Here is a 26740-nt window from a genome sequence, read left to right on the forward strand (position 1 = left end):
ATTTATTCCTCCTCCCCCTCAAGATAACGAAAATTTCGTTTTGGCTTAATGATTATACTACTAACTACAAAACCAATAACGGCGCCAATTAAACCAAAAATAAGTGGTTTAGGGGGGGCGTTTGGAGCAAGTAAATAGGCTCCTAACGTAGTAACTGTACATATGATAAGCGATAAAATAAGATCTTTAATATGAACAAGATCTTCCCATACCTCTATATATTCATTTTGACTATGATGATCGGATTTATTTTCCATGATTCGTTCTCCTCTATGTAAGGTATAATCCATAATTATACATGGTAGCAAAACAGAATTGAAGCAGAAAACCACCGCGCTATCAGTTTAATTCCCAATTTCTTCACGACATAAATCATTCGCTAATGATCAAAATAATGGATGATACACCTAACTTAAAGGAGGAAATCATATGCATCTTCAACAAAAAACAAATCAAAATCTTGAAGGTTCTTCTCAAATGCCTGCAAAAGAAAGTCATGGTGGGCATGCATTATTTGATGCCCATGAGGCTATTTCAGGTTTAGTAGGTGGTATGGAACAGTATTTGTTATATGAACAGCACATTCAGGATCCTGAATTAAAAATGATGCTCGGGCAGCATAAATCCTTCCTTACGCAGCTTTATAACACATTAGTGGAAACATTAAAGACAGGACAAGAGCCCGCTGTTGGAACACGGACATACAATATGGCTTCAGATAATAATGTGCTTTATGGAATGCAGCCAACTCAGCCTAAATCTCCTGCACAAACAGTGAATGAAATTAATGATGAATGTGTATCAAGCTTTATGTTAGGTGTGTTGAAACAATCAGCTTCAGCATTTACTACAACGGCATTGGAAACCACAAATCCAGTGCTAAGACGGGTTTTTTCTGATAGTATTCCCAATTTGGTTGAAATGGCATATGAAGTATTTCTATACCAAAATAAGCACCAATATTATCAAGTTCCGCAATTACAGCAACAAGATATGCAGCAGTTAATAAATGCATTTAATCCTGCTCCATCACAAGGGCCAGTATCTCATTAGGAACACAGATACCATTGGAATGCTACGACAGGTGGGCATGAAATAAGAGCTTGCGTGAATCGTTTAGCTAGGGTACGAACATTCAAGTAGAAAGAGGGTGTCAGAAACACCCTCTTTCTAATCCAATAACCGATTATTTTCATCTACTTCCATTATTCTTGCTGGTTTGTTTTCATCTTCTTTTCCAAAAATACCATCACCATTACATACCGAACATCTATATTGCCATCCCTCATCATCCGAAAGTAACCCAGTTCCGTCACAGACTTTACAACGATTACCTTTACTATCCATTATTATCCCCTCCTTATCAGCCTTGTTTTTCACTGCGGTCTTTTACCCAGTTTATAATCCCACCTTTTAACATAATTTCCTTTTGCCGTTCAGATAATGCATGGGTCACCTGTATTTTTTGATTTTTTCCTTTCAGTTCGATAGAGAATTCATTTCCTTCATTTACTTTCCTTTTTAAATCCTTTGCAACGATTACATCCCCTTGTTGCAACAAATCATAATCCTCTTCATTCACAAAGGTTAAAGGAAGCACGCCAAAGTTAACAAGATTTTGCCAATGAATACGAGCAAAGTCCTTCACAATAGCCACCCGAAGTCCTAAATAGCGAGGAGCTAGCGCAGCATGTTCTCGGCTAGATCCTTGGCCATAGTTGAAACCACCAACGATGGCATGCCCTCCTTTTTCCACTGTCTCTTTCCCTCTCTGATAATACGTTTCATCAATAATTTCGAACGTAAACTTACTAATTTCTGGTAAATTACTACGATATGGAAGCACTCTAGCTCCTCCAGCTAGTATTTCATCTGTTGATATATTATCCCCCATCTTTATCAAGATTGGAATTTCAATCTGGTCTGGCATTTCATCCATTTTAGGAATGGATGCGATATTGGGCCCTTTTTGTAGCTCTACTTTCTGTGCATCCTCATATGATAATGGCCGCTGTAACAACTGCTTATCAACCGTAGGCTGTTTTGGTAATTGTACATTTGGATATTTCATGTCTAATGTAGTTGGGTCGGTAATTTCTCCTGTCAATGCTGACGCAGCTGCAGTCTCTGGACTACATAAAAAAACACTGTCTTCTCTAGTACCCGATCTTCCAGGAAAATTTCTTGGTGTTGTTCGTAAACTATTTCTACCATAAGCTGGAGCTTGTCCCATACCAATACAGCCATTACATCCTGCTTGATGTAGTCGTGCCCCAGCCTGCAAAAGACTTGCAATGTGATTTTCTTTTACTAGATCCTGAAGCATTTGCCTCGAGCTTGGGTTAATATCAAATGATAAACCTTCCGCTATTTTTTTATCCTTCACAATTTCAGCAGCAATGGCAAAGTCTCTGTAGCCAGGATTGGCTGAAGAACCAATATACGACTGATAAATAGGCGTATTTTTCACTTCTCGTACAGGTACCACATTCCCTGGACTAGAAGGCTTTGCAATTAATGGTTCTAAGCTGGATAAATCAATTTCTTCCTCTATATCGTACGTAGCATTTTTGTCAGCTTCAAGTTCAATCCAATCTTCCCCCCGATCTTGTTCTTTTAAATACCGCTTAATTTCATTATCTGATGGGAAGACGGTACCAGTAGCTCCAAGCTCTGCCCCCATATTCGCAATCACATGACGATCCATTGCACTAAGTTGACTGACTCCAGGACCATAGTATTCAATTACTTTCCCTACACCACCTTTTACATCATACCGTCTGAGCAGCTCCAATATAATATCTTTTGCACTAACCCATTTAGGGAGTTTTCCGATTAATCGAACCCCCCAAACTTTCGGCATTTTTACGTAAAAGGGTTCTCCAGCAATTGCTAACGCGACATCGATCCCCCCTGCTCCCATTGCTAACATTCCCATACAGCCATTTGCACAAGTATGACTGTCTGATCCAAGTAATGTCTTACCTGGTTTAGCTAAACGCTGCATATGAACAGGGTGGCTTACCCCATTTCCTGGTCTACTGTAATATAAACCAAAACGTTGCGTGGCGCTTTGCAGAAATAAATGGTCATCTGGATTTTTATTGTCCTCTTGTATCAAATTGTGGTCTACATATTGTGCGGATGCTTCAGTTTTTGCTCTGTCTAACTCCATTGCTTCCAATTCCAACATAACGAGGGTACCGGTCGCATCCTGTGTAAGCGTTTGATCAATTTTCAAGCCAATTTCTTCACCTGGGTTCATTTTCCCAGACACTAAATGGTCGTTAATTAACTTTTGAGTTAAATTTAATGCCAACGTGTAAACCTCCCTTTATTCACTAGAAAAATTTTCTTTCGATTAGTATAACAAAAAACAATAATATTATTTACCAAGACACGCTGATCTATTTTGAATATTCAACATAAAAGAAAACTACTTTCGTTACTATCATAGTTCTCTGTTTTTGTTACATACTAAACCTAAATTTAGATGAATGAGGTGAAATTATGGGACGAGATGAACATCGAAAGCAAAGGAATAATTATCTATCGCAAACACCGAAAAATCAAAAGTCAGATGGTCTAGATGTTGAATTCTCTGAAGAATTTGCTGATCATGAGGATAAAGAAGCACAAGCGCGCGGTCGTCATGCAGATAAACGTGCAAAAAAAGAGTAAAACTTGGATAAAGGGGGCGGTCTTTAAAAGACCGCTCCTTTCCATGAATCAATTTTATTGATTCTAAATTACGTGATTTGTAAAATAGGGCTATCAGATAAGAAGTGAGGAATGTCGTATGAGCAAAAAGGACGTTGACGATTATCTTACAGAAGGGATGTATGGTACTAGGCTCCCTAAAGATAATGAACGAAAACAATTTTTAGGTACATTAAGAGAGCGTATTGTGTTAGTACTTACAAAAGGGCAAGTAATGTCCAATAAGGGGCTTGAAGCACTGGAACAGGCTATGAAAGATAATCCAAAATCAAAACTGATTATAAATGGGCATGTATCCTATCGTTTTCAAAAAGAAGAAAAAGCATTAGCAAATAAATACAATATTGAACATTCCACGATTACCAACGAAGAACAGTCCGACACAGACATTGGTGCGGTATTAACTTATGATTATGCGATTGATAAAGAGCAAATCTTTATTCAAGAAGAGCCAAATCAGGAAGAACTAAAGAATGACGCATCTCCCCCCATCCTTTCTAAAATTAAGAATTGGTTTAAATAAAACCCAAATGAGAGTACTCTCCACTTGGGTTTTATTTTATTTTTTTCGTGGACCGTGTTCAGCATGAGCAGATTTAAAAAATGCAGCACCCATGAGGATGATTACCACAGAGAAAGGCAGCGCTGCAATAATCAGCATATTTTGCAATCCTTGTGTTCCACCAAAGTAAACAATAATGGCAGCAACTGCTGATTGCATGAACCCCCACAAAATTTTAACTGAATTTTGTGGATTAAGCGTTCCTCCAGTACTCAGCATTCCTAATACGAAGGTTGCAGAATCAGCTGATGTTATAAAGAATATTGCAACTACAAATAATGTAATGATTGACATCAGCATTCCTAATGGATATTCATTTAATACGCCAAAAGTAGATGTTTCTAATGCAAACTCGGATATTTTTGCGATCCCATTCTGCTCTAAATGTAAAGCAGAAACACCAAATACTGCGAAGAAAACAAAACAAACGATTGCTGGAACAATTAATACACCAAGCATAAATTCTTTCACTGTTCTTCCTTTTGAAATACGAGCGATAAAAATACCAACAAATGGTGCCCATGATATCCACCAAGCCCAATAGAATATTGTCCAACTATCAATCCAAGCTCGTTTATCGCCATCTTGAGGAGCCATGCGTAAGCTCATACCAAAGAAATCAGATAAATACCCCCCCAATGTATTAGTAAACATATTAAGAATGTAAAGTGTTGGGCCTGCCAAGAATAATAGAAGCAATAATACAACTGCTAATCCCATATTAATATTACTTAAATATTTGATTCCTCTACCTATTCCGGACCAGGCAGACCCTATAAAAAGAATAGTAGCAATCACTAATACCAGTAATTGCATTGCAAAAGTACCTGGTGTACCAAACAAAAAGGATAGTCCACCACTTATTTGCGCAGAACCAAATCCTAGAGTTGCTGCAACACCAACGATCGTTGCAAATACAGCCAAAGTATCAATTAACTTTCCAGGAAACCCTTGCATGCTGTTTTTCCCAAATAATGGAACTAATGTTGCACTGATTAGCCCAGGTGTCTCCTTATGAAATTTAAAATACGCTAATACTAATGCTACAATTCCGTATACTGCCCACGCATGTACCCCCCAGTGAAAAAACGAAAATTTCAAACCATCTTTAATTGCTTGTTCCGACCCTAGTTCAGCACTTGGAGAACTAATAAATGCATGAGAAATAGGCTCTGCTGTTGTCCAGAATACTAAACCCATTCCCATTCCAGCACTGAATAACATAGCGAACCAAGACAATAAACTAAATTCTGGCTTGTCATTCTCTTTCCCTAACTTAATTTTTCCATAACGAGAAAAGATAAGATAAATACAAAATAACAACATAAGCATAACTACTATTAAATAATACCAACCAAAATGTTCAGAAATAAAAGCAGTGACATCTGCTGTAAAACCCTCTAGTTTTTTCGGAGCGATTGATCCCCAGAGAACTACGATAATACATAATGCTAAAGAATACCAAAATACATTTGTTACACTTTTCATTCGTACACCTCTTTTGTTTTTTACTTTTCCACCTATGTACAGCCATACTTATACCCTATACGGCATATTATCAAACCGAATCTGACATGATAACTAATTTCCCCTTATTCACCATTTTTATCATGTAAGGCGGGAATAACTGTATGTTATTCCATGTTTGCTTACATCCAGATGCTTCCTTGTAATAATAGTATCAACGGTTTATTAGGAGGGGAAGATTTTGCTGACAATTAAACATATTAAGAAAAAACACAAAAAAATTCAAGCATTGCAAGACGTATCATTACAAATGGAAATAGGAAAATGCTACGGATTAATTGGTCCAAATGGCGCTGGAAAGTCATCATTACTAAAGATTTTAGCATCGATTAATCAACCAGATGATGGGAAGGTTCTCATTAACAATGAATCACTCAGTAAAAAACACAAAGGCCTCATCGGTTATATACCACAGGAATTAAGTCTTGAAGAAACCGTATCCGCTTATCAAAATTTATTATTCTTTGGAAAATTATACGGCCTTAAAGGAAAACAGTTAAAATCAAGTATTTATCAGGTGTTGCAGTTAATTGGTTTAACGGAACGAGCAAAAGAGAAAGTTTTTACTTTTTCGGGAGGAATGAAACGCCGATTAAACATCGGATGTGCACTCCTTCACCAGCCTTCTATACTAATCATGGATGAACCAACTGTCGGTATTGATCCACAATCTAGACAGTTCATCTTTCAACTCATTCATGAATTAAAACAACAGCATACACTCATTATCTATGCAAGTCATTATATGGAAGAAATTGAACAAATTTGTGATGAAGCAGTTTTTATTGATCATGGGAACATCATAAAAAGTGCCACGATACAAGAATTAGCAAACGCTTATGCAAGCCCATCAGTATTTATAAAAGGAGACACATGTTTACCTGATCATGCCTCCTTGATTGGTCGAGTTACAAACAAACATGGCGGATATATCATTACTACAAACCATCCACTTTCAACTATGGAAAGCATTATCCAACATTGCCATACAAACAACATTCTCCCTGAACAATTAGAGTTACTAAAACCACGTTTAGAGGATACGTTTTTTTCATTAACAGGGAGTCAGCTACGTGATTAAATATGCTAAACTAGAAGGAGGAATAAGCAATGACTTCTGCTTTATTTCACATGGAAACCATTAAAAATCTTCAAGATAGAGGATTAATATTTTGGATGCTAATTCTCCCCATTATTTTCACCGTATTATTTATTTCTATCTTCACTGCAAAAGCAGCTGAGGAAATCAAACAACAAGTTATACTCTCTATTGTTCCTGGGTATGTAGTTATGTTTGTGTTTTTTATTCTAATTACAATGACAGCTACTTTTATAAAGGATCGTGACAATGGAATTGCTGCTCGTATTTCCAGTACACCTGCTCCTTCTTACGCTTATTTATTAGGTAAATGGATGCCATATTTCGTTATTGTACTCATCCAAATTACGATTTTATTTCTATTCGGAAAAGCAGTATATACTATACCGCTAGAACAACCGCTGTTTATTAGTATCATCTCCATTTGTTTAACATTTACAGTAACCGGTCTTGGCTTGGCTTTGGCTCTACTAGTTAAAACAAATAATATGGGGTTAGCCATTACCCAAATTATTGCCTTAGGTGGCGCACTACTAAGTGGATTATGGGTACCTATGGATATGATGCCGACCATTTTCCAAATCATTGGCAAATTGATGCCACAATATTGGGCACATCAAGGATTACGAGGTGCTATGGATGGCACACTTGAATGGCGGCAATTCATTATGGTACTTTCTATTCTTTTTGCTTTTGGAGCCGCTGGCTTTATTACTGCACTCTTACGTTATCCTTATTTTCTAAAGCAAGCGAAAGGTTAGCTATTGGAGGAATTCAAATGAAAGTAAACATCGATATCGATGATCAGTACGAAGAAACCTCAATAACCATTCAAACTCAAAAATGGACAGATGAATTGGAAGAAATCATTCGTTACATTAACAATAAGAAGCAAGCTCGCTTATTCGGTGTAGATGCTGACCAGACTATCATCCTAAACCCTAAGGAAATCGATTATATTTATGCAGAGAAACGAAAAATCTTTGCCGCTCTCCACAATCAACGAATTGAAATCAAGATGAAGCTCTATGAAATAGAAGAACTGCTTCTTCCACAACACTTCATGAGGTTCTCTAAGTCAGTGATCGGGAATCTAAATAATATTCAGTGTTTTGAACTTTCTTTCAATGGAAACTTATGTGTTTACTTCCATTCGGGGAATAAAGAATACATTACACGAAAATATGCTACTTCAATTAAAAAGAAATTAGCGACAGGTGGCGATTTCTATGATCGTTGAAATACTAAAACGCTCAATCATTGGCATTGCAATTGGAGCAATCTTTACATTTATTGCCTTAACAGGCATGGTAATTGGGGATGCAGAAGCTTCCATAGCTGAAGTTTGGAAGTATATGCTAGGAAATCTCTTAATTGGTACGTACTTCGGACTTTCCTCTTTCCTATATGAATTTGATAAATGGAGTCCATTGAAGCGGACAATAATACATTTTTCACTTTCGATTACCGTTTATTTTATCATTGCTTTTGCGGTTGACTGGCTGCCATTTCAACCACTTTCTTTTCTAATCGGTGCATTATTATTTATCTCCGCTTACATTCTTTTTTGGGCAGGTGCACAGTTTTTTGCCAAACGGTTAGCATCCTCTATGAATGAATACCTTGATAAAAAAAGATAAAGGGAAAAGCGATGCAATCATTCTACTTCCCTCCTCTCTTTCAAGTTTGATAAACTAACATATATAAAAGATGTAGAGACGGAGGTTGAATATGCGATTAGAAGGAAAAAAGGTGATAGCATTAGTTGAACAAGATTTTGAGGATCTTGAACTATGGTATCCTGTTTTACGTCTACGCGAAGAAGGAGCCCAAGTTGATTTTGTTGGAAAAACAGCTAACCAAATATACTACGGCAAATACGGTGTTCCAGCTGAATCCGATTATGCTTTAGCTGACGTAAGTGCTACTGATTATCATGCAATATTAGTGCCAGGTGGCTGGGCACCTGACAAATTAAGACGCTATCCAGAAGTGATTCAACTTGTACAATCAATGAATAAAGACAAAAAGCCGATCGGCCAAATTTGTCATGCTGGTTGGGTGCTTATTTCTGCTGACATTCTTCAGAACAAGCAAGTTACAAGTACACCAGGAATTAAAGATGATATGACAAATGCAGGTGCAACATGGGTCGATAAGCCTGTCGTTGTAGACGGACATTTAATTTCAAGTCGGAGACCACCTGATTTACCAGTGTACATGAAAACATTTTCTGATATACTATCAAAGCAGTAATAAACCTACAAAGCTATCCATCGTTCATCAGAGTAAATATATCCCAAGCCTACGATTACCATCGGAGGCTTGGCCTTCTTATACCAAATAGTAACTTTACACAAGGAAAGCGGTTACATATAATAGAATTATTCGATACTACAGGAGGGAACGAGATGAAACTAGTACACGAAGGAGACTTACTTTGGGAGCCGAGCGAAGCAAGAAAGCAATCTACCCAAATTTATCACTACATGCGTTGGTTAAAACAGCATAAGAATCTTGAATTTCAAGACTACCACTCCCTCTGGAAATGGTCGGTAAATAATGTGGAATCGTTTTGGTCCAGCATTTGGGAATATTTTGATATCCAAGCGAAGGATTCATACCATACGATATTAACTTCGCATCAAATGCCCGGAGCTAAATGGTTTCCAGAAGCAACAATAAACTATACAGAGCATGTCTTTCGAAATCGTGCTACCTCTACTCGACCTGCTATTATTCATACATCTGAGAACCGTACAACGGAAGAAGTATCCTGGCAAAAACTATACCAAGATACTGTTGAGATGCAGCAAACCTTAAAAGAACTAGGAATTAACAAGGGAGATCGGGTTGTTGGTTATATTCCGAATATATATGAAGCAGTTGTATCGTTTCTAGCAACAGCGAGTCTTGGAGCTATTTGGTCTAGTGCATCTCCTGATTTTGGTACACAAAGTGTGATTGATCGTTTCCAACAAATCGAACCCAAACTCCTGATCACTGTTGATGGGTACCGCTATGGTGGAAAAAATTTTGATCGCACGGAAGTTGCGGCAAAGATTCAATCAAGTCTCCCTTCTTTAGAAGCAACGATTGCAATCCCTTATTTAGATGAACATGCAACCTTTAAAAAACTCTCTGCTGTCACCTATTGGGACCAAGTAATCAAGCAGGAGCAAGCACAAACATTAACGTTTGAATATGTTGCATTTAATGATCCGTTATGGGTATTATTCTCTTCTGGTACAACAGGCAAGCCAAAACCAATTGTGCAAAGTCAGGGCGGAATTCTACTTGAACATTTAAAAGCGTTGAGCTTCCATGTGGATTTAGATGAAACAGATCGTTTCTTTTGGTTTACAACGACCGGTTGGATGATGTGGAACTTCCTTATTGGTGGTTTACTAACTGGCAGTGCGATCATTCTATATGATGGAAACCCTAGTTATCCATCTAAAAATAAATTATGGCAATTAGCTGAGGAAACAAAGATGACCGTGCTTGGAACAAGTGCTAGTTATATTACTGCTTGTATGAAAGAGGAATTGGAGCCAAAAGAGCAATTCGACTTAAGCCACTTATATAATATAAGTTCCACTGGTTCTCCGCTACCTCCAGAAGGTTTTCAATGGTGCTATGAGAACGTGAAAGATGATTTATGGATAGCTTCAGCTAGTGGTGGTACTGACGTTTGCACTGCTTTTATTCTAGGTGTACCTACTTTACCAGTTTACGCTGGTGAACTCCAATGTCGCGGGCTTGGTGCAAAAATTGAAAGTTTTAATGCGCATGGAAAATCACAGATTGAAGAGGTTGGAGAGCTCGTGTTGACAGAACCATTTCCTTCCATGCCCATATACTTTTGGAATGACGAAGACGGAACCAGACTACGTGACAGTTATTTCGATGTATTTTCTGGCATATGGTGTCACGGGGATTATATTAAGATTACTGAAAGAAATACCTGTGTCATTTATGGACGTTCTGATGCAACAATTAATCGTGGTGGAGTTCGTATTGGTACTAGTGAAATCTATCGTGCTGTCGACCACGTGCAATCGGTGGCTGATAGTTTAATTGTTGATATCCCAGCTCGCAATGGGGACTCATTTGTACCTTTGTTTGTCGTCATGAAAGAAGAACAGGAGTTAACTTCAGAAATTAAGCAGATCATTAAACAGCAAATTCGCACACACTGTTCCCCTCGCCATGTACCGACAGAAATCTATCAAGTTCCTGATCTACCTAAGACACTAAATGGAAAGAAACTTGAAATCCCTGTTAAAAAACTTTTAATGGGAAAGCCATTGGATCAAGTTGTTAATAAAGGCTCATTAAGTAATGAATCGTCCTTAGATGCATTTCTTGAATTTGCAAACCACTTAAAAGTCTAATTTAGTACTCTAAACTTGTAGAGTTGTCTGCTTCCCTTTTCTCAAATAAGACTGATTGAATAGCATACCTTCTTACCAAAAAGAGACTTTCCATTTTATGAGAAAGTCTCTTTTTAAGCAAGTGTTTACAAAGAGGTTGTGGCTTAGAACCTACCAGAGCAAGCCTGACGCTTTTCCTTAACTGATCGATGCATCCGTCCGCTTCTGTGTCACTATACTTATCCCCACGTAGACGATGAACGAAATAATAACGGGTAACACGACCGAATGGAGTCCAAATGGTTGTGGAAAGAAACGATCGGATACAATATATAAAGCTACGCCAGTAAACATAGAAGACAAGGCTCCATACTTATTCCCTTTCTTCCAATATAAACCTAATACAATTGGCCAAATAAAAGCAGCCTCTAGCCCACCAAATGCAAATAAATTCAGCCAGATAATTAAATCCGGTGGATTTAATGCCATAATAAATACGATTATACCTAGTAATGCGGTTATCCCTATACTTAATCGTTTAACCGTTTGGTCAGACGCATTTGGCCTTACATAGTTAAGATAGACATCTTTTAGAATGGTCGAACTCACTAATAATAATAGCGAATCAACCGTAGACATGATTGCTGCCATGGGAGCTGCCAGGACAATTCCTGCTAACCAATTTGGCATGACTTCTAATGCAATTAAAGGCATAACACGATCGCCAACTTCAATTCCAGGTAAAATAGGCCGAGCAAATACCCCTATTAAATGCATATTTAACATGATAACACCAACGACAATTGTCCCAATAATAATAGCCCGATGCATTGATTGTGCGTTTTTATAAGACATCGCCCGTACAGCAATTTGTGGTAATGCTACTACCCCAACACCGACCAGTATCCAAAAAGAGGATACATAGGCTGGAGTTAACTGTCCGTCTGATCCATATGGAGTAATTAAATTAGGATTTTCCGCTGTTAAATCTGCTATAATTTGTGGAATACCGCCACCAGCTATAATCACAGCGATAAGTAATATAAACGTCCCTATAAACATAATGCTTCCTTGAATCGCATCCGTCAAAGCAACCGCACGAAAACCACCGACAGTAACATAAATCAGCACAGAAACAGCGAATATAAATAGCGCAGATGTGTAATCAATTCCAATTAAGGATTCTATTAATCTTGCACCACCAATCCACTGCGCTGCCATTGCTGAAAAAAGAAAAACGATAATACTAACCGCCGAAAAGATAACGACCCACTTGGATTGATAACGCTGCTTCAAAAAATCAACCATTGTTAATGCCTTATACTTACGTGTTATAATCGCAAACTTCTTACCTAAAATCATCAACACAATATAACCTGTTGCAACTTGCGACATCGCTAACAGTACCCAGCCAAGCCCTTCATTATATGCTGTTCCAGGCCCGCCAATAAAACTACTTGCACTTCCATATGTTGCTGTCATTGTCATTGCCAGGACAAACCCGCCAAGACTACGACCACCCAAAAAATAATCTTGAACAAAGTTGGTAGATCCCTTTAAATAACCTCCAGCCCAAATACCAACACCAAAAATAATAATTAAGATTGCGATTAACGGTAGTAGAGATTCCCAATTCATTCTGTTTCCTTCTCCTCATCATCAAATGAAATAACGACAAAAAATTTCTTGACTACAATTGTGACTAACACCGCTATAACAATAAAACCTACAACACAGCTATAAAAGAACCAGGCTGGTAAGCCAATGATATATGTATACTCGCTGATGTCTTTACTTCCTAAGCCGTAGGCAAACGCAAACCACCAAATAAAATGAAAAACAACCAAACCAACACCAATTAGTGCCTCTCGATTGGCGATTTTCACAGTATCCTTTTTCAAAAACTCACCCCCGTAATTACTTAAAACCAATATACCTTAATCCGTTATTTTATGTAAAATTAGAAAGCCTACCAACAGAAGATGTGCGTGACTCTAATTATATGAATACGGATAATTAAAAAATCGACAACTCATTAGAATTGCCGATTTTTATCCAGATTAATTAGCGAACACCTTTCATGAAGTGTTGAATTTTTTTAGAAAGTAAATACAGCATAAATCCAAGTAGGATTGCAACCCCACCAATTACTCCAAAGTAAATGACCTCTGTTTCTGGTGTGTATAGTTTTACAATCTGCGCATTAATTGCTTGAGCAGATGCGTTTGATAAGAACCATAAACTCATTGTTTGCGCGGAAAACGCTTGTGGAGCAAGTTTTGTTGTTGCAGATAAACCAACGGGTGATAAGCATAGCTCCCCAATTACAACAAGTAAGAAGCTGAGTACCAGCCAAATTGGACTTACTAAGCTATCAGTTCCATTTATTGTTGCAGGAATAATCATGACTAAGAAGGATAAACCTGCAAATAGTAAACCAATGGAGAATTTTTTCGGTGTGGATGGCTGACGCTCACCAAGCTTCATCCAAAATCCTGCAAATATTGGAGCTAATATTACAATAAATAACGGATTAAGAGATTGGAACCATGATGATTGCAATTCAAGACCTAGAAAGCTAAGTTCCGTACGTTTATCTGCATATTCAGCTAAAATGATAGAACCTTGTTCTTGAATAGCCCAAAACATGATAGCAGCAATAAACAATGGAATATATGCAACCAATCGTGATTTCTCATCTGCAGTAGTTTTAGGACTACGATACATCACGATAAAGTAAATGGTCGGAATTAGTATTCCTAATATACTTACTAAATAGGTAAAGCCATTAATTGTCAATATACCTGTTGGTATTGTTATTGCACCAAGGATAACAACAATAAGTGCGCCGATGCCAATACGACTGTATACCTTTTTCTTTTCATCTTGTTCAAGTGGATTCGGTACATAGGTTCCAGCAAGGCCAAGATATTTTTTCTTGGTAACAACAAATACAATTAATCCAAGAAGCATACCAATTGCTGCTACACCAAAACCTAAATGATAGTTATATTCTTGTCCTAATGTACCAACAACCAATGGCGCAATTAAAGCTCCCATATTAATACCCATATAAAAAATACTAAATCCAGAATCACGACGTACATCTCTAGGGCTGTACAGATCACCCACTACACTTGATACATTTGGTTTTAATAAGCCTGTACCAACGACGATAAGGAACATTGAAATAAATAGTCCAGTGGTTCCAGCAGGAAGTGCTAATACAATATGACCTGCCATAATTAGTACCCCACCGTAAAACACTGTTTGTTGTGTTCCTAACAGGCGGTCAGCAATCCATCCTCCAATAATACCAGACATATAAACGAGGGATCCATATATTGCCATAATTGATTTAGCAGTGCCATCATCAATTCCTAAACCACCACTCGCAACCTCTGTATACATATAATAAAGTAAAAGTGCACGCATTCCATAATAGGAAAAACGTTCCCAAAATTCTGTGAAGAAAAGTGTGAATAGGCCTTTCGGATGTCCAAAAAATCCCTTTTGTGGGACACTTCGCACAATTTCTTCTTTGCTATGTGTTGACATGTTGTTAAACTCCTTTTCTTCCTTCAGAATAAACTGAAAATTATTTTTTTCGACAAAAATATGTTACTCCTATTAAAGTCATACGTCAAACGTCATAATTTAGAAAATATTGAGAAGTATTTCTTAATTATTACATTTTTAGTATTTAAAAAGTAAAAAATCTCTTTATTTTGAAGGAGAAGCACAACTTATCTCCTTCCTAATAAAGAGATTTTTCATAACAGATTCATCGTCGATTTAGGAAGACATTACCATATTATGACTTATTCGAATACTTACTAAACTCGGTCATAAATTCGAGAAGTCCTTTTAATCCTTCGATATTTGCAAATAACAGCATTAATGTTACCGCATTTACTGCAACTCCAACAATCACCCAGCGAATGATGTGCATATGCATGGTATTTCCTCCTTTGTTTTACACCTTCACCCCATCCAAAGCGGCTGTAACTACCACTTTATCTAGTGTATGAGATGATTCATATATAATATGATAAATAAAGATTATTGTCTATACCGAACCTTTCTTTAGCCTCCTGTTACTCATTTGTTTGGATTAGAAATCCAGCTTTCTTTAACGCTTCCTCTGCCTTATCTAACTGATTTTCATTAACACCTACTAAGGTATGGAGATGTACTCCCTCCGTTAGTTCCGATAAATATGACGCACCAGTTGATGTGATTTTTTCGATGAAATTTGCTACCTCAACCCGATTTGCTACCATAATAGACGCTGTTAAATCTCCATAAACACTGTGTTCAATTGTAACGTCTTTGACTGTTAAACCATGGTCCACAAGTAAATTCAACTCTTCTTCTGTTCGCATCGGAGGATGTTGACAAGCAACGATTCGTTCGGCACCAGCTGGAGCAGAATGTGAAATATAAAGATAACCTTGACTGGTTGCCATAATCGGCTCATTTTTAGCTTTCAGCAAGGTAATATCATTTACAATGACTTGTCGACTTACATTCGTTAATTCTGCTAATTGCCCACCCTTTATTGGCTTATCTTCTTTTCTCAATAGATCTAAAATAGCTTTTCTTCTTTCTTCACCAAGGAGCTTCTGCTTCCCACTCATTCCATCACCGTCCAAGATTAATTGCGATATTAAAGACGTAATCATCCAATTTCAGTTCTTATTATACGCTTTGTGCTATTTCTTTTAAAGTATTCGCTAACGCTTTTACATCTTCACCTTTTGTATTTCTCCCAAAAGAAATTCGGATAAATTCCTTCTGTTCCTCTTGGGAATATCCCATCGCCAATAATGTATTTGCTTTCAAATGAACTGACTGACCACAGGCACTCCCTGTAGAGATCGCAAATCCTCTGCGATTACACTCTAACATTACCCATTGACCCTCCAAGCCTTTCACTATAACCCCTAATACATAGGGGTTTTGCCAATTAAATGGTGCTTCCACAATTCGAAATATGTGATCCATTTCCTTTGTTAATTGAGTTATAAACAAATTTCGTAACGCCATTACTTTCTCCCGTTCAACATGAGAAGCTTTTAATGCTGCTCCTACAAAGGCGGCGATACCGGGGGTATTAACCGTCCCCCCCCGGAAACCATGTTCATGTGTTTGATTAGGAAATAACCCCTTTACTGGAATATCAGGCTGAATGTAAACAGCCCCTACTCCTTTAGGTCCATAGATTTTATGGGCAGATATCGACATACTGTTAACCAGTGAACTGATGGGCTGCATCTCCATTTTGCCAAAAGATTGAATACAATCACTATGAAGAAGAATTTGCCTATCTTTAATTCGTTGATAAATAGCTTCAATGGGTTGGATAGAGCCTATTTCATTATTAACATGGCTAATTGTAATTAATACTGTGTCTGTTTGAATCGCTTCATTGAAATCATGTATATCTACTTGTCCGCTCTGGTTAAAAGGTAATTTCGTAATGGTGTAACCAAAATCCTTTAAAAAATCCAGGCTAGAACCAACGGAAGGATGCTCTGCCATTGACGTTATAATATGTTTTCCTTTATGACCTTGGCTGAAAGCTAATGAAGTAATCGCTAGTTGATTAGCCTCCGTCCCACTTGACGTAAAATAAATCCCTTGTGCTGGAACTTGTAATACAGCAGCCAGTTTTTCTCGGCAACTTTCTAGGATTTGTTTCGCATTTGTTCCTGTATCATGCAAACTACTGGTATTCCCCCAATAATCACGTGCCACTTCTTGATATATGGATAACACTTCTGGATCTATCGGAGTTGTCGCAGCAAAGTCAAAGTACTTCAACAATATCCCTCCCACCTTTTTCAGAAAAAACGCTTGTATTTATCGTAATTATATGTAATGATATGTGTCAAGACAATTGTAATATCAGGAGGTGCAAAAGTGCCTAAAACAGATGTGATTATCATCGGAAGCGGAATTGCAGCTTTGCAATTAGCGTATAACCTTCATCAACATTTGCATGTGATGATTATCACAAAAAACCAATTAACAGCTAATAATTCATATTTAGCCCAAGGTGGAATTGCAGCTGCTATCTCTAAAGATGACCATACGCAGCATCATTTTCTGGATACCATGATCGCAGGTGATTGGCACGGAAATGAACAAGCGGTAACAGCTCTTGTTCAAGAAGGAAAACAAGCCGTGGAACGATTCATTCATGCTGGTGCCCCCTTCGATATAACGAGGGAGGGAACGTATGATTTAGGTATAGAAGGTGCACATAGCAAACCACGAATATTGCATTCAGGTGGTGATCAGACAGGTAGAAAAATAACTGGTTTTATCATGGATGCAATTGCCGCTTCATCAACGATTGAATGGGTTCAAAATGAAATGGTTATTGATTTAATGTTAAACCGTAGCGGGAACTGCATCGGTGTGAAAACAAAGAACAAGCAGGATCAGTGTAAAACATACTTTGCTTCTCATGTTGTATTAGCCACGGGAGGTGCCGGAGGACTATTTACGCGTACCTCCAATCACCCCTCCATAGTAGGAGATGGGATCGCCTTAGCCTATCGGGCTGGAGCGCATATTACCGACCTGGAATTTTTTCAATTCCATCCCACTATCCTTACTGTAAATGGGAAAACAATCGGATTAATATCTGAGGCAATTAGAGGAGCAGGAGCAAAGCTTGTTAATGAAGATGGAGAAAAAATAATGACCGATATTCACCCACTCCAAGACTTAGGGCCAAGGCATATTGTAGCTTATGAAATCTATAAACAATTACAGTCTGGTAGAAAAATATATTTGGATATTTCGCCAATAACAAATTTTCAAGACCAGTTCCCTTCCATAGCAGCTATGTGTCTTGATAATCACATTGATATACATAAATGCAGAATTCCTGTTACACCAGGGTCCCATTTCATGATGGGCGGAATTATGGTCGATAAGTGGGGATGCACCACTAAAAAAGGGCTTTATGCTATTGGTGAAGTAGCATGCAGCGGGGTACATGGAGCGAATCGATTAGCAAGTAATTCACTGCTCGAAGGACTCGTATATGGGAATCGATTAGCGGCATTGTTACTAAGCACCAAGAAAGATACTACATTAGATTTCGACCCTATTGAAAAGAACCAGTCTCCACTAATCCAGCTTCCATTTACCAAAGAAGCGTTACAGGATACCATGATGCGTCATGTTGGTATTATTCGTAATCAAAACGGCTTAACCAAACAATTAAATTGGTTGAATAGATTTGCTTTGACTCCATTTCAAGCAATTGACCATAAGAGCAGATCAGACATTGAAACTTATTTTATGTGGATTCATGCTGTATTAATGACCGAATCTTCGCTGCTTCGAACGGAAAGTCGCGGAGCTCATATTCGATCTGATTTTCCAAATAAGGATCAAATAAATTGGTACAAAAAACGAATCATGCATAATCAAGAAAATAATAGAGCGAGGATAACCTATGATAAACAACATCAAATTGAAATCTATGCTTGAATCCTTTTTCATAGAGGATATTGGTGACGGCGATATTACTACACAGTATTTATTTGACAGTAAACAAATGGGAGAAATGCAACTGATCGCAAAAAGTCCAGGCATTTTTTGTGGGGAAGAAATCATTAACAGAGGGGTTCCTATCATTAATCCAATGGTCCATTCCCAACTATTTGTAAAAAATGGTGACAAGGTAGTTGAAGGAACGGAAATTGCTCGTATACATGGCCCGATAAAGGATTTACTTCAGGCTGAACGAGTGGTACTTAATCTTATACAGCGTATGAGTGGAATCGCTACTTTAACTGCTCACGCCGTGGATGTAATAACTGGTACAGAAGCGAGAATTTGTGACACTAGAAAGACAACACCTGGACTACGAATGCTTGAAAAACATGCCGTCAGATGCGGTGGCGGTTTTAATCATAGACTTAGTTTAGCTGACGCAGTGATGATAAAGGATAATCACATTGCCTACGCCGGGTCGATCACAAATGCTATTCGAAATTTAAAAAACGGTCTAGGTCACACGATCAAAATCGAAGTTGAAATTGAAACCGAGGATCAATTAGTTGAGGCAGCTGCAAACAATGTAGATATTATTATGTTTGATAACTGTTCCCCGCAAACAATTAAACAATGGATACATCATGTCCCTAACAATATTACTACAGAAGCTTCTGGTGGAATAACAATGGATCAGCTTTATAATTATGCTACGAGTGGTGTTGATTTTATTTCATTGGGATATTTGACACATTCTGCATCGGGACTGGATATTAGTGCACAGGTACGTGCGGAAAATCAAATGGCAAAATAGGAGGAAATAAAAATGGGGTTACTTGAAGAGCTAACAGGTTCATTACATACGATTGATGATAAATACCTTCATTTAACGAAAGAAGAAATGGAACAACGCGTCCAAGAAATCAAACAAACATTAGGAGATTCATTATTTATACCAGGACACCATTATCAAAAAGATGAAGTTATTCAATTTGCAGATGCCGTGGGAGACTCGCTTCAACTAGCTCAAGTGTCTGTTGAAAACTCCAAGGCAACCTATATTGTTTTTTGTGGGGTACATTTCATGGCAGAAACAGCAGATATATTAACGAACAACGATCAGAACGTGCTTTTACCTGATATGCGCGCAGGTTGCTCGATGGCAGATATGGCAGATATATACCAAACGGAGAGAGCCTGGTCATCCTTACAAACTATATTTGGAGATAGCATTGTACCCTTAACCTATGTTAATTCTACAGCAGCGATTAAATCGTTTGTTGGAAAGCACGGCGGTGCTACGGTGACATCATCGAATGCGCATAACATGGTGAATTGGGCCTTTTCCCAAAAAGAAAGAATTCTATTTTTACCAGACCAACATTTAGGTAGAAATACTGCCTCAGATATTGGTATTGGGCTAGATGAGATGGCGATCTGGGATCCAATCAACAACGAACTTCTTTTTGAAGGGGACGTAGAAAGAATTAAAGCCATTTTATGGAAGGGGCATTGTTCCGTTCATGAGAATTTTACATTATCAAATGTTGAAGATGTACGTAAAAACGATCCAAGTATGAATATCATTGTACATCCAGAATGTCGGAAAGAAGTAGTTGACGCATCTGATTATAATGGGAGTACCAATCATATTATTCGTACCATCGAACAAGCAAATCCTGGTACTGCTTGGGCAATTGGTACAGAGATGAATCTTGTCCAAAGACTGATTGATCAGCATCCCGATAAACAAATTATATCTTTGAATCCACATATGTGCCCTTGTCTAACGATGAATAGGATTGATTTGGTCCACCTCCTTTGGTGCCTTGAGTCCATTATCAGCGGCAAACCAGTCAATCAAATCAAAGTGTCCCAAGATGTATCAACCAATGCTGCCCTTGCACTTCACCGCATGTTCCATTCATTATAAATAAATGAAAAAACCTTGCCTGAGTTATGGTATGCTTAGGCAAGGTTTTGCTTTTGCTTTCCTATCAACGGTTTCTTACACCAGCAAATAGACATCGTCTCTCGTAGTCCGTCATATCAAACGTTCTTGACCCCAATCCATTTGTAATGACCAAGGTCACTTCTTTTTCCTTTAAAACATCTACTTGCCTTTTGTGTAAAAAGACAAAACGATAACTCCAACCATTCTCGATATCAATTGTTACACGTGCCCCATTCTCGATATCTAACAAATCTCTTGTATAGACTGTTGCTATCCCAAAATCATGCTTTGGTTCTATTTCTACTTCAGGAGTGCCGCCTGGATCACCTGGTTCTTCATCGGTTTCCGTTATCCTGCCTTCTGAAGCATATTCAAATGGATTGTCAGCTGTACTATTTAAACTTTCTACGAAATCAACCGTGGCATCAATATCCGCTGGTCCGGTGACTGGGTTCTGTCCCAGATCCTTGATCGGTCCCTCAGACGTTGCCATAAAATTATTTACCGTTAGGGTATATACCTCTTCTCTATCAATTAACGTACCATCAGGAAAACTTACGTTAACGACCTGATTTAAGGACGGGTTCCATGTATAATATAATCCACTCACACTATAATCAGGTCCATATTCAGGAGAAATCTGTTCATTTAGGATCGTATAGATATCTTCACCTGTAACTTCCACTGTCATTAAAGTATTTCCAAATGGCTGTATATTATATAGGTCTCCCCACGTCACTTCACCTGCAAGGAGATCGTCTCGAATACCTCCACCATTCATCATGGCAAAATCGCTATCCATTGACCATTTCATTCCATCTGCAAGCAAATTACCTAATCCATGATCACCATCGACAATATAATCACCTGTTAAATCCGTAGCATTATAGCCAATCACTTCATCCAAAATTGGTCCGATTTGATTTTGATATTTTTCTAGAATAGCTGCAACCTTGTCGTCTGGCTGATAATCACTTTGTTTCACAAAGACAATTTCTGCTTCTTTTTGGATAATATCTCCTGTTTCTCGGTCAATTTCCAAATCAATGTCCGCAAATGCCTTTCCATATTCAGAGGCTTGAACGATTAACTTATTATCTACCACACTATCAACCACTTGATGGTTATGCGCTGCAAGAATCACATCAACCGCATCATCCACATTATTTGCTAAATCTGCAGCTTCTCCTGTTGCCCCATCCCCATCTTGCTCAGCAGGAATGTGAGCCAAAATAACAATCGATTCTACTCCTTGACTTTTTAATTCAGCAACCGCATCATTCACTGCAGCTGTAGGATCTGTAAACTCAATATCTTGAATACCTTCAGGCATGACGATATTCGCCGTCTCTTCCGTAGTCACACCAACAAAACCAATCTCTACACCATCAACTTCTTCCACATAATAAGGGGGTAATATCGGATCACCACTACCCTTGTATACACAATTAGCACAAAGATTCGGAAAGTCCATGCCATCATAATCAGGTGTACCATCCGGGTGCTCCCCACCATCGACCATACGCAATAATTCGTCCGTACCTTCATCAAATTCATGATTACCGACCGTACCTACATCGAATCCAATTTCTTCCATAATTTCAACTGTAGGCTCATCCTGCAATAAACCAGAAACTGGTGAACTTCCACCAATCATATCACCTGAATGTACAACTAAAGCGTTCTCGTGTTCCTGATCTCTTTGTTTGATCGCAGAAGCTAAATAATCGGAGCGACCATACATGGCCAATGTGCCATCACCATCTGGATCTAATTCATATTCCTGATCTATCTTTCCGTGAAGATCATTCACTCCTAATAATTGTACCTGTAAATTTTCATCGGCTGTTTCCTCTGCTGGAGAATATCCATAGGATTCTGCTTCCTCCGGGCTTGAGAAAAACACACGCTTCTCAACAGGAACATCTGCCCAATTATCTGGAACAACATACTCCTTAGTATCCGAGTTACCTACATATCGTTGAAATCCTTTTTGATCATCGTTTGCACGGAACACAAATGGTAATTCCATTAGAGGGTTTTCAGCATTCCAAATACCTAACCCCCTATCTTTTGCTTGCTTAACCGCATGTTGGTACTCTGGGTACACTTCGTCATTAAAAGGAGCTATAAAATAAGTCGATGCATATCCCTGTCTTACCATTTCTAGATTAATATTCATGCCATCTTCTTTTCGAATGATCTCTGCTAGCAATCTACCATAGTCATCTGTAGGTGTATCGCTAAGCTTAACAATAATTTCATCACCAGACTGAATTAACTCATTGATATAACTTGTAGCTGCATCCCCATGATACTTTTGGTTTTGATTGATTTCACCTCTTGCTGGATCCTCATTATGTGCGGCATACGTTTCCGGTGTATCCATATTGACAAATCGAACCCTTGTTTCACCGAGTACAGGATCTGCAATACGGATGGTATCTCCATCCGTTACCGCTTCAACGGTTGTTTCATATTCTCCTGAGGCGGATGGTGGATCTGGTTGTTCCGCCGCCACCTCAAAATCTGCTTGCTCTGTGGGAATAACCTGATAATTATTGTATTGACTTACAATCCCTGTAACGTTGTACCATGCATCTTCCTCCACTTGTGCTATATCTAAGGCATTTTCCATAATACGGAGCGTCGTACCATTATAATCACTATCAATAAATGATACATTGTATCCACCACCAGCAGGACTATCTGGAATACTAGATAGATACCCATTTACACGAACACGTTCCCCTTCAAGTGACTCTGCTGTCTCCTCATTTTGTAAATCTTCTAAACTAACTTCTTGTACCTCTGGTAATGGTTGATCGGACTCCAATACCTGTATACTAGTAGGGACTACCTCTTTTAATCCATTGTATGTGGCCAATTCACCAACAATTTTTACTTTATCTCCCTTTGCAAGCTCTGGTAATTCACCTTGTTCATAGGCAAATAGATTAATACCGCCAGTAACGTCTTGTATGTACGTTGTAAATTGGGTGCCGTTACTAATAGCAGCTGAATTCACCGTGACAGTCCCTTCTACTGATACCGTTGTACCATCATCAAACTGTCTAGCCTCTTCAATAGTAGAAACATTAGGATCCTCTGGGTCGGGTTCTCCTGGATCACCAGGATTGTTTTCATCGATGGTATGGACACCAAGATTTTCAAAATAATCGTGGTTATGCTCTGTCCATTCTGCCACATCATAGGTTGTATTTGACATATTTATGGAAGGCTTTCTGACAATCGTCATATCTTTTGCATAGTTACTATCATCCCCAACCGTACCCAGTATATCGATGTTGTTCTCGTTCTTCTGTAAAGCAATTGCGTCATTTCCATTAAAATTAATAACCGTTGTATTCGTTTGATCAGCGACTTCTAAAATGGATTCATCAGCATTTGTATGTGCAAGCACATACACTTCATCTTGTGCTAATGTCCCTTCAAGATTCAATGTTTTACTAGCATCCTCCGCCCCATTACTATAAAGTGCCAATTGATAATTGCCTAAATCTACCTCCGCCCCTGTACCATTGTAAATTTCAATTGCCTTATTATAGGAGCTTCCTTCTATATACTCTGAAATAAACAACTTATCTGCCGTCTCTGTGTTGTCTGCCGCAGCTACTGATGTACGTGATACTGGTGAAAAATTCATTACAATAAGCGTAAAGATAAGTAATAAGGAAAAACACTGCTTCACCCGTAATTTTCGCATCTGCAACCTCCTCAGGATTTAGTAGTTTGTTGTCATGTTACGTCGACATGACACACTTTTACTATCGCATAACATACATGTATAATCTATAATAGATTAGTAAATTTTTGGTAAATTCAAACCAATAGTACCACTAATTTATTAAATTAGGAAAAAAGATCTAAGATCTACATTTAAACCGATAACAGTTTATCAATGAAAGAAGGCGACAGAAATTTACTCATATAGGCTTGCAAAAACAAAGATCATTCACTATAATTTTTATGTACGGGGCATTAGCTCAGTTGGGAGAGCGCTTCGCTGGCAGCGAAGAGGTCAGCGGTTCGAGCCCGCTATGCTCCATCTGCTTCATGTAAAAAGCAAACATGGGAACCTTGATTAACTCCTTCATGTCGCCCAATCACGTGAAGGCTATGGCCAATACTTGCAAATCCTTCTTCTGGCTGGATTAACACCAAACGTTTATCATATAACTTAGGGGAGAATTCGTAATTACGTACAGCAAAGTCTCGATTTATTACAGAAGAACAGCCCATTCCTTTGATCTTCGGAATATTATATCCACCAAATAATGTTGCCGCTTTTAAAAAATGGGTTGGCTAACCCGTCTGCCAACCCATGAAGTTCATCTACCAAATGTGGTGCCAACTCTTGGTAAATTGGTATTACTGCTTCTACGTTTCTGTCATTCTCCTCCATTATCGAGAAGGTGTGCATTAATTCACGGTTTAATTGCTTGCCCTGTATGTACCCATTCCTAAATGAAGTTCCTCTAATTTGTAGTACATCAACCTGTATTTCCTCCAATTGCATTTCATCTCCCTTTGCTAAACATGAACATTCATTCTTACTTTCGACATGATAATCGTTTTTCCCTCTCTAAACATCAACATTTCTCATTTCAAATACATATGCTATCGTAATTAAGCCTTGCATAGAGGAGGTACCATATTGAAGGATATAACTGTCATTATTATGTGGCCATCTGATCGTGTAGCATTTCATAAATCCCTTCAGTCTTTACATCGTCTAAATGCAAGAATTACTTCCATTGTTGTAATGATCGATTCCAACAGTACTTCCATAAAAGAAAGTAACATGCCTTCTTATTCGTTTCCAATTACCTTAATAACAGTGAATGATGTTAACGCTGGAGAGTGCATAGACCAAACAATAAACCAATTAGCTAGTAGTTATGTGCTGTTTCTACAAGATTCAATGTGTCTTTCTCCAAATGTAAATTCAGAATTTATCCAGCTACCAGATGCAGTATTTGTCTTAGCAACCAATTACGTTACGTCTAACAATATACCTATTCAAATGCCCTTATTCGTTTGCACCGCTTATATGCAGCAACAAACCAAATTCTCAGTAATAAGCACCCCTTTTAAAGAAGGGTTATTACCAATATGGCTGTCCTTGTTAGAAGAAACCCATAAAATAAGTAAGAAGGATTGCTTGAAACAAGCCAGGAGGAATCGTTCTGCAACGAGCCTTGAAAAGGAAAGATTCGTACAAAAACACCAATCCAATGCGATAACTTCTTCGACTAATAAACCCTCATTATCCGTAATGTTGGCAAATTATAATATGCAGGGTTATGTAGCAAATGCGGTTGCATCATGTCATTGGCAAACGGAACCCTTTGAACAAATTCTTGTTATAGATGATGGTTCTACAGATCGATCCTATCAGCAATTATTACGGTGGGAAAAACAATACAAGATCCAGTTACTTCATAAAAAAAATGAAGGGAAAGCAAAAGCATTAAATAAGCTGTTACCCTATGTTTCTAGTGAATTTATCTTAGAGTTGGATGCAGATGATTGGCTTGACCCAGATGCTGTATCAATCATTACAACGTATTTAATGACTTTACCGCAAGAAATTGGTGTATTGTACGGCAATTTTCGTAGATGGAAGCAACGAGACAATAATTTGCTTTATAAAGGAATTAGTCAAGGAAAAACCATCAAAGATATACATGATTTAATGGCTTATCGCTTTCCACTTGGACCACGGATATATCGAACTTCCATGTTAAAAAAGCAAGGTGGGTTTCCAATCATTGAGTATGAAGAAGGCCGGCTTTACGAAGACGTAGCTGTATTGAAACAGCTGTTTACTACCTCTCCTTTCCGCTATCAGGATTTTACAATTTATAATGTAAGAGAACATCCAGAGAGCATTACTAAAAAAGAGAATGGGAAATGGAAAGAATTTTTAAGGACACTAAACAAAAAGAGTAATAGATAGA

26 protein-coding genes and 1 tRNA gene are annotated in these 26740 nt (G+C 38.1%); 14 read left to right on the forward strand and 13 right to left on the reverse strand.

Going from position 1 to position 26740, the window contains the following annotated elements; translation table 11 throughout:
• Positions 1 to 2 precede the first annotated feature (2 nt).
• Positions 3 to 257, reverse strand: coding sequence for a hypothetical protein (locus tag M948_RS23360; protein WP_021288755.1), 255 nt, complete (start codon positions 255 to 257; stop codon positions 3 to 5).
• A gap of 172 nt (positions 258 to 429) precedes the next feature.
• Between M948_RS23360 and M948_RS23365 the strand changes: the two genes are divergently transcribed.
• The gene (locus M948_RS23365; protein ID WP_021288756.1) at positions 430 to 1053 is read left to right on the forward strand and encodes a spore coat protein; all 624 of its coding nucleotides are present in this window, start codon (positions 430 to 432) and stop codon (positions 1051 to 1053) included.
• Between the two features lie 117 nt (positions 1054 to 1170).
• Here the strand turns inward: M948_RS23365 and M948_RS43400 are convergent, their stop codons facing one another.
• Both M948_RS43400 and M948_RS23370 read right to left on the reverse strand, forming a co-directional pair.
• The gene (locus tag M948_RS43400; RefSeq protein ID WP_021288757.1) at positions 1171 to 1347 is read right to left on the reverse strand and encodes a hypothetical protein; all 177 of its coding nucleotides are present in this window, start codon (positions 1345 to 1347) and stop codon (positions 1171 to 1173) included.
• A gap of 16 nt (positions 1348 to 1363) precedes the next feature.
• A complete protein-coding gene (locus M948_RS23370; protein WP_021288758.1) occupies positions 1364 to 3319 on the reverse strand; it encodes an aconitate hydratase in 1956 nt (651 codons plus the stop codon).
• Positions 3320 to 3510: 191 nt separating this feature from the next.
• Here M948_RS23370 and M948_RS42675 point away from each other — a divergent pair, with 191 nt between their 5' ends.
• Positions 3511 to 3681 carry a YfhD family protein gene (locus M948_RS42675; protein ID WP_021288759.1) on the forward strand — a complete coding sequence of 57 codons (171 nt, stop codon included), beginning with the start codon at positions 3511 to 3513 and terminating at the stop codon, positions 3679 to 3681.
• 118 nt (positions 3682 to 3799) lie between these two features.
• Positions 3800 to 4243, forward strand: coding sequence for a YueI family protein (locus M948_RS23375; protein ID WP_021288760.1), 444 nt, complete (start codon positions 3800 to 3802; stop codon positions 4241 to 4243).
• 36 nt (positions 4244 to 4279) lie between these two features.
• Here the strand turns inward: M948_RS23375 and M948_RS23380 are convergent, their stop codons facing one another.
• On the reverse strand, positions 4280 to 5770 hold the full coding sequence (locus M948_RS23380; RefSeq protein WP_021288761.1) for a BCCT family transporter: 1491 nt from the start codon (positions 5768 to 5770) through the stop codon (positions 4280 to 4282).
• Positions 5771 to 5990: 220 nt separating this feature from the next.
• Between M948_RS23380 and M948_RS23385 the strand changes: the two genes are divergently transcribed.
• From M948_RS23385 to M948_RS23410, 6 genes are all read left to right on the forward strand, one after another.
• The gene (locus tag M948_RS23385; RefSeq protein WP_021288762.1) at positions 5991 to 6890 is read left to right on the forward strand and encodes an ABC transporter ATP-binding protein; all 900 of its coding nucleotides are present in this window, start codon (positions 5991 to 5993) and stop codon (positions 6888 to 6890) included.
• A gap of 29 nt (positions 6891 to 6919) precedes the next feature.
• Positions 6920 to 7669, forward strand: coding sequence for an ABC transporter permease (locus M948_RS23390; RefSeq protein WP_021288763.1), 750 nt, complete (start codon positions 6920 to 6922; stop codon positions 7667 to 7669).
• Positions 7670 to 7686: 17 nt separating this feature from the next.
• Complete coding sequence (locus M948_RS23395; protein ID WP_021288764.1) at positions 7687 to 8148, forward strand: LytTR family DNA-binding domain-containing protein; 462 nt, start codon at positions 7687 to 7689, stop codon at positions 8146 to 8148.
• On the forward strand, positions 8138 to 8548 hold the full coding sequence (locus M948_RS23400) for a DUF3021 domain-containing protein (protein ID WP_021288765.1): 411 nt from the start codon (positions 8138 to 8140) through the stop codon (positions 8546 to 8548). The genes M948_RS23395 and M948_RS23400 overlap by 11 nt, the downstream gene beginning before the upstream one ends.
• Before the next feature lie 91 nt (positions 8549 to 8639).
• On the forward strand, positions 8640 to 9164 hold the full coding sequence (locus tag M948_RS23405; RefSeq protein ID WP_021288766.1) for a type 1 glutamine amidotransferase domain-containing protein: 525 nt from the start codon (positions 8640 to 8642) through the stop codon (positions 9162 to 9164).
• Between the two features lie 155 nt (positions 9165 to 9319).
• Positions 9320 to 11305 carry an acetoacetate--CoA ligase gene (locus M948_RS23410; RefSeq protein WP_021288767.1) on the forward strand — a complete coding sequence of 662 codons (1986 nt, stop codon included), beginning with the start codon at positions 9320 to 9322 and terminating at the stop codon, positions 11303 to 11305.
• 177 nt (positions 11306 to 11482) lie between these two features.
• Here the strand turns inward: M948_RS23410 and panF are convergent, their stop codons facing one another.
• From panF to M948_RS23435, 6 genes are all read right to left on the reverse strand, one after another.
• Positions 11483 to 12922, reverse strand: coding sequence for a sodium/pantothenate symporter (gene panF / locus M948_RS23415; protein WP_021288768.1), 1440 nt, complete (start codon positions 12920 to 12922; stop codon positions 11483 to 11485).
• Entirely contained in the window at positions 12919 to 13185 is a 267-nt protein-coding gene (locus M948_RS23420; protein WP_021288769.1) for a YhdT family protein, read from the reverse strand. Before M948_RS23420 ends, panF begins: the two co-directional genes overlap by 4 nt.
• 163 nt (positions 13186 to 13348) lie before the next feature.
• Complete coding sequence (locus M948_RS23425) at positions 13349 to 14842, reverse strand: peptide MFS transporter (RefSeq protein ID WP_021288770.1); 1494 nt, start codon at positions 14840 to 14842, stop codon at positions 13349 to 13351.
• A gap of 256 nt (positions 14843 to 15098) precedes the next feature.
• Positions 15099 to 15242, reverse strand: coding sequence for a hypothetical protein (locus M948_RS43080; protein WP_021288771.1), 144 nt, complete (start codon positions 15240 to 15242; stop codon positions 15099 to 15101).
• Between the two features lie 139 nt (positions 15243 to 15381).
• Positions 15382 to 15924: a transcription repressor NadR gene (locus M948_RS23430; RefSeq protein ID WP_021288772.1), complete on the reverse strand. Its 543-nt coding sequence runs from the start codon at positions 15922 to 15924 to the stop codon at positions 15382 to 15384.
• A gap of 61 nt (positions 15925 to 15985) precedes the next feature.
• Complete coding sequence (locus M948_RS23435; protein ID WP_021288773.1) at positions 15986 to 17110, reverse strand: IscS subfamily cysteine desulfurase; 1125 nt, start codon at positions 17108 to 17110, stop codon at positions 15986 to 15988.
• Between the two features lie 99 nt (positions 17111 to 17209).
• Here M948_RS23435 and nadB point away from each other — a divergent pair, with 99 nt between their 5' ends.
• Genes nadB through nadA form a run of 3 tightly spaced genes read left to right on the forward strand, consistent with a single transcriptional unit; the run spans position 17210 to position 20735 of the window.
• Positions 17210 to 18796, forward strand: coding sequence for an L-aspartate oxidase (gene nadB, locus M948_RS23440; RefSeq protein ID WP_021288774.1), 1587 nt, complete (start codon positions 17210 to 17212; stop codon positions 18794 to 18796).
• Positions 18765 to 19616, forward strand: coding sequence for a carboxylating nicotinate-nucleotide diphosphorylase (gene nadC / locus M948_RS23445; protein WP_031334892.1), 852 nt, complete (start codon positions 18765 to 18767; stop codon positions 19614 to 19616). Before nadB ends, nadC begins: the two co-directional genes overlap by 32 nt.
• Positions 19617 to 19628: 12 nt before the next feature.
• Positions 19629 to 20735 carry a quinolinate synthase NadA gene (nadA, locus tag M948_RS23450; protein ID WP_021288776.1) on the forward strand — a complete coding sequence of 369 codons (1107 nt, stop codon included), beginning with the start codon at positions 19629 to 19631 and terminating at the stop codon, positions 20733 to 20735.
• A 64-nt stretch (positions 20736 to 20799) separates the two neighbouring features.
• Here the strand turns inward: nadA and M948_RS23455 are convergent, their stop codons facing one another.
• Positions 20800 to 24483, reverse strand: a complete 3684-nt coding sequence (locus tag M948_RS23455; RefSeq protein ID WP_021288777.1) for a 5'-nucleotidase C-terminal domain-containing protein — start codon at positions 24481 to 24483, stop codon at positions 20800 to 20802.
• Positions 24484 to 24752: 269 nt separating this feature from the next.
• Here M948_RS23455 and M948_RS23460 point away from each other — a divergent pair.
• Positions 24753 to 24825, forward strand: a tRNA-Ala gene (locus M948_RS23460).
• On the opposite strand, the gene M948_RS42680 is transcribed toward M948_RS23460, so the two are convergent.
• Together M948_RS42680 and M948_RS42470 are read right to left on the reverse strand one after the other, a co-directional pair.
• Entirely contained in the window at positions 24816 to 25019 is a 204-nt protein-coding gene (locus M948_RS42680; protein WP_074436690.1) for a carcinine hydrolase/isopenicillin-N N-acyltransferase family protein, read from the reverse strand. The two genes, M948_RS23460 and M948_RS42680, sit on opposite strands and share 10 nt — an antisense overlap.
• A 19-nt stretch (positions 25020 to 25038) precedes the next feature.
• Positions 25039 to 25290, reverse strand: coding sequence for a hypothetical protein (locus M948_RS42470; protein ID WP_148530718.1), 252 nt, complete (start codon positions 25288 to 25290; stop codon positions 25039 to 25041).
• Positions 25291 to 25434: 144 nt separating this feature from the next.
• Here M948_RS42470 and M948_RS23470 point away from each other — a divergent pair, with 144 nt between their 5' ends.
• A complete protein-coding gene (locus M948_RS23470; RefSeq protein ID WP_021288778.1) occupies positions 25435 to 26739 on the forward strand; it encodes a glycosyltransferase family 2 protein in 1305 nt (434 codons plus the stop codon).
• Position 26740 lies beyond the last annotated feature (1 nt).

The sequence above is a fragment of the Virgibacillus sp. CM-4 genome (assembly GCF_000445495.1).
In the GTDB taxonomy this organism is placed as follows: domain Bacteria; phylum Bacillota; class Bacilli; order Bacillales; family Amphibacillaceae; genus Virgibacillus; species Virgibacillus salexigens.

Excerpts from the sequence above, each read along its gene's own strand:
- M948_RS23360 (WP_021288755.1), bottom strand. The coding sequence starts at position 257 with ATGGAAAATAAATCCGATCATCATAGTCAAAATGAATATATAGAGGTA.
- M948_RS23365 (WP_021288756.1), top strand. The coding sequence starts at position 430 with ATGCATCTTCAACAAAAAACAAATCAAAATCTTGAAGGTTCTTCTCAA.
- M948_RS43400 (WP_021288757.1), bottom strand. The coding sequence starts at position 1,347 with ATGGATAGTAAAGGTAATCGTTGTAAAGTCTGTGACGGAACTGGGTTA.
- M948_RS42675 (WP_021288759.1), top strand. The coding sequence starts at position 3,511 with ATGGGACGAGATGAACATCGAAAGCAAAGGAATAATTATCTATCGCAA.
- M948_RS23375 (WP_021288760.1), top strand. The coding sequence starts at position 3,800 with ATGAGCAAAAAGGACGTTGACGATTATCTTACAGAAGGGATGTATGGT.
- M948_RS23380 (WP_021288761.1), bottom strand. The coding sequence starts at position 5,770 with ATGAAAAGTGTAACAAATGTATTTTGGTATTCTTTAGCATTATGTATT.
- M948_RS23390 (WP_021288763.1), top strand. The coding sequence starts at position 6,920 with ATGACTTCTGCTTTATTTCACATGGAAACCATTAAAAATCTTCAAGAT.
- M948_RS23395 (WP_021288764.1), top strand. The coding sequence starts at position 7,687 with ATGAAAGTAAACATCGATATCGATGATCAGTACGAAGAAACCTCAATA.
- M948_RS23400 (WP_021288765.1), top strand. The coding sequence starts at position 8,138 with ATGATCGTTGAAATACTAAAACGCTCAATCATTGGCATTGCAATTGGA.
- M948_RS23405 (WP_021288766.1), top strand. The coding sequence starts at position 8,640 with ATGCGATTAGAAGGAAAAAAGGTGATAGCATTAGTTGAACAAGATTTT.
- M948_RS23410 (WP_021288767.1), top strand. The coding sequence starts at position 9,320 with ATGAAACTAGTACACGAAGGAGACTTACTTTGGGAGCCGAGCGAAGCA.
- panF (WP_021288768.1), bottom strand. The coding sequence starts at position 12,922 with ATGAATTGGGAATCTCTACTACCGTTAATCGCAATCTTAATTATTATT.
- M948_RS23425 (WP_021288770.1), bottom strand. The coding sequence starts at position 14,842 with ATGTCAACACATAGCAAAGAAGAAATTGTGCGAAGTGTCCCACAAAAG.
- M948_RS43080 (WP_021288771.1), bottom strand. The coding sequence starts at position 15,242 with ATGCATATGCACATCATTCGCTGGGTGATTGTTGGAGTTGCAGTAAAT.
- M948_RS23430 (WP_021288772.1), bottom strand. The coding sequence starts at position 15,924 with ATGAGTGGGAAGCAGAAGCTCCTTGGTGAAGAAAGAAGAAAAGCTATT.
- nadA (WP_021288776.1), top strand. The coding sequence starts at position 19,629 with ATGGGGTTACTTGAAGAGCTAACAGGTTCATTACATACGATTGATGAT.
- M948_RS23455 (WP_021288777.1), bottom strand. The coding sequence starts at position 24,483 with ATGCGAAAATTACGGGTGAAGCAGTGTTTTTCCTTATTACTTATCTTT.
- M948_RS42680 (WP_074436690.1), bottom strand. The coding sequence starts at position 25,019 with ATGGGCTGTTCTTCTGTAATAAATCGAGACTTTGCTGTACGTAATTAC.